This window comes from Candidatus Desulfatibia sp. (assembly GCF_036446775.1).
In the GTDB taxonomy this organism is placed as follows: Bacteria; Desulfobacterota; Desulfobacteria; order Desulfobacterales; family UBA11574; genus Desulfatibia_A.
In genome coordinates, this window is record NZ_JAZFTO010000030.1 from 1 (window position 1) to 5,244 (window position 5,244).

Here is a 5,244-nt window from a genome sequence, read left to right on the forward strand (position 1 = left end):
GATTTCACGGGGTAAAAATTGAACCCTGGTTAAATAAATAAAAAAGAAATTTAACTGGGCAGGCAGGATAAATCCCGGTTAAATAGGCTCCGCATTTAACTGGACAAGTCTTCATTCTTGACAAAATGCGCGGAAGTTGCGGGACATCCATAAATGATGGGGAGTATGTTTTCATCTACCTCAAGCTATAAAGAAAATGGGGTCAAAGGTGGGCTCGACTTGACAGTGAAATCTTGAAGCCATTTCACCAGGGCGTAGCATATTCCTCTGGAGCGGTTAATAAATCTCTTAGCGCCTTGGCGCCTTGGCGTGAACCAATCTTTTATCCCTTCGCGCTTTAGCGCCCAAAACTATCCGTGTTTATCCTGCTTGCCCAGTGAAATGAATTTCCCTATTTCACCGGGGTAAATCCTGCGTGCCCAGTTAAATTTTTTTTTCTTTATTTTACCGGGGTCAAAACCCGCCCTTTGCCCGCAATGCGTAATTTGCCTACGCATTTTTGTGCGTCAAACTAACCATTGATTTTTTTAAACATTTCATTTAAGGTCAGGTATTTATTTCGCCGGACATGACAACCGTCAAACACCTTTAAATATCGGGAGCTATCCCCATGGCTATTGAATCCAACAAGGCCCCTCTTTTCTCTAAAATGAATTGAGGGGTTTTGTGTTTATTGCCACGGCCCCGAAACAGAAGGGAAAGTTATTATAGAATAGACGTCCTGTAGTTCCCTAAAAACTTAGTTAGCACCAAATAAATCAGCGGTTAAAACAGAAACTTATAATCTAAGGGGCGTCCCGCAAGTCGCACGAACTGTTACAGAAAAAGCTTCATGATGCAATTATTCAGGCACATACCCGGCTGGAATTAAAAGACGATTTAGCGAGGAAAAGCAAAAAGCATACGGCAAAGGGGCAAGGATGAATTAACGAGGCACCAGCAACTCGTAACCAGCATCCAGTAACCAGCATCCAGCAACCAGCATCCAGCAACCAGAGACACAGTCATATTTACCAAATAAATCTAAAGGTTAAGACAGAAACTTATAATTTTATGTCCCGGAGGTCCCGAATCTTCTGTAGCTTTGAAACCGGGGATGGATATAAAATTAAATGAGGGATGAGGGGGAAGAAACTTGATAACTGAAGAGCGTCCCCAAGGTTCCTAAATTCCGCTACTGAAGGAGGAACGGCATATGGTCAGCCAGGTCGAGATCAAGAATATGGCATTGTTCTGCGATTTCGAGAATATCGCTCTGGGCGTGAAAGACTCCAAGTATGCAAAGTTCGACATCCAGAAAGTGCTCGAACGCCTGCTGCTCAAGGGCAGCATCGTCGTCAAGAAAGCCTACTGCGACTGGGAACGCTACAAGGAGTTTAAGAAGGTCATGCACGAGGCCGCCTTCGAGCTGATCGAAATCCCCCATGTACGTCAATCGGGCAAGAATTCGGCCGACATCCGCATGGTGGTCGATGCCCTGGACCTGTGCTATACCAAGAGCCACGTGGAGACCTTTGTCATTATCAGCGGGGACTCAGATTTTTCGCCTTTGGTGAGCAAGCTACGCGAAAACAACAAGGTGGTCATCGGCTGCGGGGTGAAAAATTCCTCCTCGGACCTGCTGATATCCAACTGCGATGAGTTCATCTATTACGACGACCTAGTTCGGGAGGAGGCGGCCAAAAAGAAAAAGACCAAAAAAATGGCCCGTAAACCGAGTCCGGACCTGACGCCCAAGAAGGGGGACCGTAAAACTGGAGAATACAAAAAACAAAAGGCCGTGGGCTTGATCATCGAAACCGTCGAGGCGCTGATCGCCGAGCGCGGTGAAGCGGACAAGATCTGGGGTTCAATGGTCAAGCAGGCCCTGAAGCGGCGCAAGCCCGGCTTCAACGAATCCTATTACGGCTTTCGGACCTTCGGCCAACTGCTGGAAGACGGGCAGCACCGCGGTCTGCTGGAGTTGGAAAGGGACGAACGCTCCGGCGGCTATATCATCCATTTGCCGGCCCACGAGGACTGACCCGCAAAAGAGTCATGCACCGCTATCATCGTGATTGAATCGGGCAAAAGAGAAATGAGGGGGAAGCAACTTAATAACTGAAGGGCGTCCCGCTTGTTTTCCGGAGTTTCATACAGCAAAAAAAATCATGAGGGGTTAAGGCAGTAACTTATAATGCTGTGTCTCGCAAGTCTCAGCCGGATTTTATCTTTCTTTTTTGCCCTCTTTTTAATATAATAGGATTTAGGAGTGTTTTTAGAATATTGGAAGCGAAAAAAAGATAGGAGATAATAATATGGAGACCCTGAAACAAGAGGTGATGAACGCCATATCTAAAATGCCGGAAACAGCGGATATTGATGATATCATGTACAGACTTTATGTGATCGATAAAGTTAGAAAAGGCAAGGAAGCGGTTCAGCAAGGCAAGGTCATATCGGCAGAAGAATTAAGGGAAGAAATAAAATCATGGTAAACGAGATTTTTCATCATTAGACAGAAATGATTTAGACAGATAATGACCTACCTTTAGACAATAAGAAACAACCAGCATCCAGTAAGCAGCCGCCTACGCAATGCTACGTCGCGCCAAGGTGACAAATGACCAGTGACAACTGACAAATGACCAGCATTTAACCATTGATTTTTTTAAACATTTCATTTAGGATCACCCAGTTAATTTGCCAAACATGACAGCCGTCGAACACCTTTAAATATCGGGAGCGATTCCCATGGCTATTGAATCCAACAAGGCCCCTCTATTCTCTAAAATGAATTGAGGGGTTTTGTGTTTATTGCCACGGCCCCGAAACAGAAGGGAAAGTTATAATCGAATAGACGTCCCATAGTTTCACGTAAGAGGATAAAATTAGGCAAATGTGGTCAACAACACCTTGATATCGTATGATAATTTGCACTAATCACTAATCAAGATTTGACCCCGTTCAGTCACATGGCAGGTCTGAAGGAAGAGGCTGTTAAATTTTGTAAAAGGAGTCTGGTCAAAAATTAAATTTACATATAAAAACAAAGCGTTTAAAAGTACGATGAAAGAGCAAAGCACGCTCTGCACTAACGTCCCCAAAGACATGTCAATAAATGAAAAAACAGTTTGACGGCTGCAACCAAAAAGGGTACAATTGCACCCGATATGAGTACAAACCTTCAAAGCGATAGCCTGTCTGCCACGCTTTTCGGAAAGACACGCCGGGCGGTTTTGGCCCTGCTGTACAACCATACCGATGAATCTTTCTATCTTCGTCAAATTGCCCGCGCAGCCGAAGTTGGCATGGGAGCTGTCCAGCGGGAAGTAAAAAAGCTTTCCGAAGCCGGAATTATTAGAAGGACAGTGCAAGGCCGGCAAGTTTACTACCAGGCCAATCCGGAGTGCCCGATATATGCCGAACTGAAAAGCCTGGTAATCAAAACTGTCGGCGTGGGTGACGTGCTGAAAGCAGCTTTAGTTTCGCTGTCAGATCGTATCAAAGTTGCCTTTTTATTCGGGTCCCTTTTGCGAGGGGGCGAACACTCAGGCAGTGATGCAGACGTCATGGTTGTCGGTGATGTAACTTTCAGCGAAGTTGTTTCTGCGCTGGGCCTTGTCCAGGAAACGATTCGCCGGGAAATAAATCCGATTGTTTATCCTCTGGAAGAGTTCCGTTCTAAATTGGCAGGGAATCATCATTTCCTGAAAACAGTTTTAGAGGATTCCAAGTTTTTTCTGATCGGAGACGAGCATGAGCTTGAAAAACTGGTTAAATAACGGCTGGCTGACCGAACACCGTACAAGCACACAAGAGATCACCTCCCTGCTCGCAGTAGCAGACCGTGACCTTGCCGATTGCCGAACCTCCGGACTAAGTTCGGACTGGCAACTGAATATAGCCTATAATGCCGCACTGCAAGCTGCGACAGCCGCCCTTGCCGCTTCAGGTTACCGTGCTGTGCGCGAGTCCCATCATTACCGGATCATTCAATCCCTCGCACATACCATCAAGGCCGATGCCGGCCTTATTGCCTTGTTGGATCAATTTCGAAAGAAAAGAAATATCGGCGGTTATGAACAGGCCGGAATGGTATCCGATCAGGAAGCCGGGGAAATGGCCGATTTGGCGCACCGTTTGCGTCGGGATGTTGAAAAATGGCTTCGTGAAAAACATCCCGACGTACTTAGCAAGAAATAAAAAGTTATAACTTTTAAGGAGCCAATTTGGCACTTTAAAAAGATTTACCCCGTTAAATTAATATTTGCTGCATGCGCATAAAAGGCCGGGCTGTATCGATTTAGGAAGATTAATGATTTAATGCTCGGCTGATATTTAACCGGGGAGATCGGGTACACAGTAAAGGAGAAACAGAAAAAATACGGCAAAAGAGCCAAGATGAACTAACGAGGTCCAAGTATCCCCGATAAATCGGGATTTCCGCTACGCTACAACAAGCAACCAGTGTAAATGAATGATGCTGATACCGGATAAGCGGATGAAAATTGGGCAAACGTAGCCAACAACACCTTGATATCGTATGACAATTAGTACTAATCAATGATCAAGGTTTGACCCCATTCACTCAAGCACCAAGAACTTGCGGGGCGCTCCTCCACCAGCGCCACAGGCGCTACGCCCCGCAATACGTAATTCGTCTACGCATTTTTGTGTGTCAAACTAACCATTGATTTTTTTAAACATTTCATTTAAGGTCAGATATTAAATTTCCGGCACGTCTGGGTCTAAACATCTTACATAGGGTGCCTAATGTCTCTACAAATAATGAAAGCCCTTCTTTGCTCAAAGAATGCTAAGAAGGGCTTTATCTTTTTGAGGCTCCCGGAAGTCTCTCCAAAATTACGGGGCGGATAATTATTATGTGATTAAGAAAAGGAGAACGCCATGACCTGGATAATAAAAGCGTGCAAAAGTTTGACGCTGGTTCTTGTTTTATTCGCCTTTTTGGCCATTGCAGGCTGTGAAGGGACTGACACGCGCGAGCAGGTGGATGATGCGGTGAAGGAACTCACCGGAAAGAAAAAACTTGATCAACTGGACCAGATGAAAAAAGATATCAACAAAGCCGCGCAACAACGGGCGGAACGATTTAAAAAAACAAGGGAAAGTGCTGAAGAAAAATAGAAACTTATAATTTTATGTACGTCCCGGAGGCAAATACAGTTTCATCTCTCCGAGGCGTAGGCTCTACGAGCCGGAGGCAGGAAACTGTGAAAATTATAAGTAAATCCTGAAGAT

Annotated in this window: 5 protein-coding genes; all 5 read left to right on the forward strand. The window is 45.2% G+C overall.

The window, feature by feature from the left end; all coding sequences use genetic code 11:
* The first annotated feature begins 1,195 nt into the window (after positions 1 to 1,195).
* The 5 genes from V3S16_RS01265 (at position 1,196) to V3S16_RS01285 (ending at position 5,130) form a co-directional block, all read left to right on the forward strand.
* The gene (locus V3S16_RS01265; RefSeq protein ID WP_413882862.1) at positions 1,196 to 2,023 is read left to right on the forward strand and encodes an NYN domain-containing protein; all 828 of its coding nucleotides are present in this window, start codon (positions 1,196 to 1,198) and stop codon (positions 2,021 to 2,023) included.
* 274 nt (positions 2,024 to 2,297) lie between these two features.
* A complete protein-coding gene (locus V3S16_RS01270) occupies positions 2,298 to 2,477 on the forward strand; it encodes a hypothetical protein (RefSeq protein ID WP_413882863.1) in 180 nt (59 codons plus the stop codon).
* A 675-nt stretch (positions 2,478 to 3,152) separates the two neighbouring features.
* Positions 3,153 to 3,764 carry a nucleotidyltransferase domain-containing protein gene (locus tag V3S16_RS01275; RefSeq protein ID WP_413882864.1) on the forward strand — a complete coding sequence of 204 codons (612 nt, stop codon included), beginning with the start codon at positions 3,153 to 3,155 and terminating at the stop codon, positions 3,762 to 3,764.
* On the forward strand, positions 3,739 to 4,185 hold the full coding sequence (locus V3S16_RS01280; protein ID WP_413882865.1) for a hypothetical protein: 447 nt from the start codon (positions 3,739 to 3,741) through the stop codon (positions 4,183 to 4,185). The genes V3S16_RS01275 and V3S16_RS01280 overlap by 26 nt, the downstream gene beginning before the upstream one ends.
* A gap of 705 nt (positions 4,186 to 4,890) precedes the next feature.
* Positions 4,891 to 5,130, forward strand: coding sequence for a hypothetical protein (locus V3S16_RS01285; RefSeq protein ID WP_413882866.1), 240 nt, complete (start codon positions 4,891 to 4,893; stop codon positions 5,128 to 5,130).
* The last annotated feature ends 114 nt before the right edge of the window (positions 5,131 to 5,244 follow it).

Excerpts from the sequence above, each read along its gene's own strand:
- V3S16_RS01265 (WP_413882862.1), top strand. The coding sequence starts at position 1,196 with ATGGTCAGCCAGGTCGAGATCAAGAATATGGCATTGTTCTGCGATTTC.
- V3S16_RS01280 (WP_413882865.1), top strand. The coding sequence starts at position 3,739 with ATGAGCTTGAAAAACTGGTTAAATAACGGCTGGCTGACCGAACACCGT.
- V3S16_RS01270 (WP_413882863.1), top strand. The coding sequence starts at position 2,298 with ATGGAGACCCTGAAACAAGAGGTGATGAACGCCATATCTAAAATGCCG.
- V3S16_RS01285 (WP_413882866.1), top strand. The coding sequence starts at position 4,891 with ATGACCTGGATAATAAAAGCGTGCAAAAGTTTGACGCTGGTTCTTGTT.
- V3S16_RS01275 (WP_413882864.1), top strand. The coding sequence starts at position 3,153 with ATGAGTACAAACCTTCAAAGCGATAGCCTGTCTGCCACGCTTTTCGGA.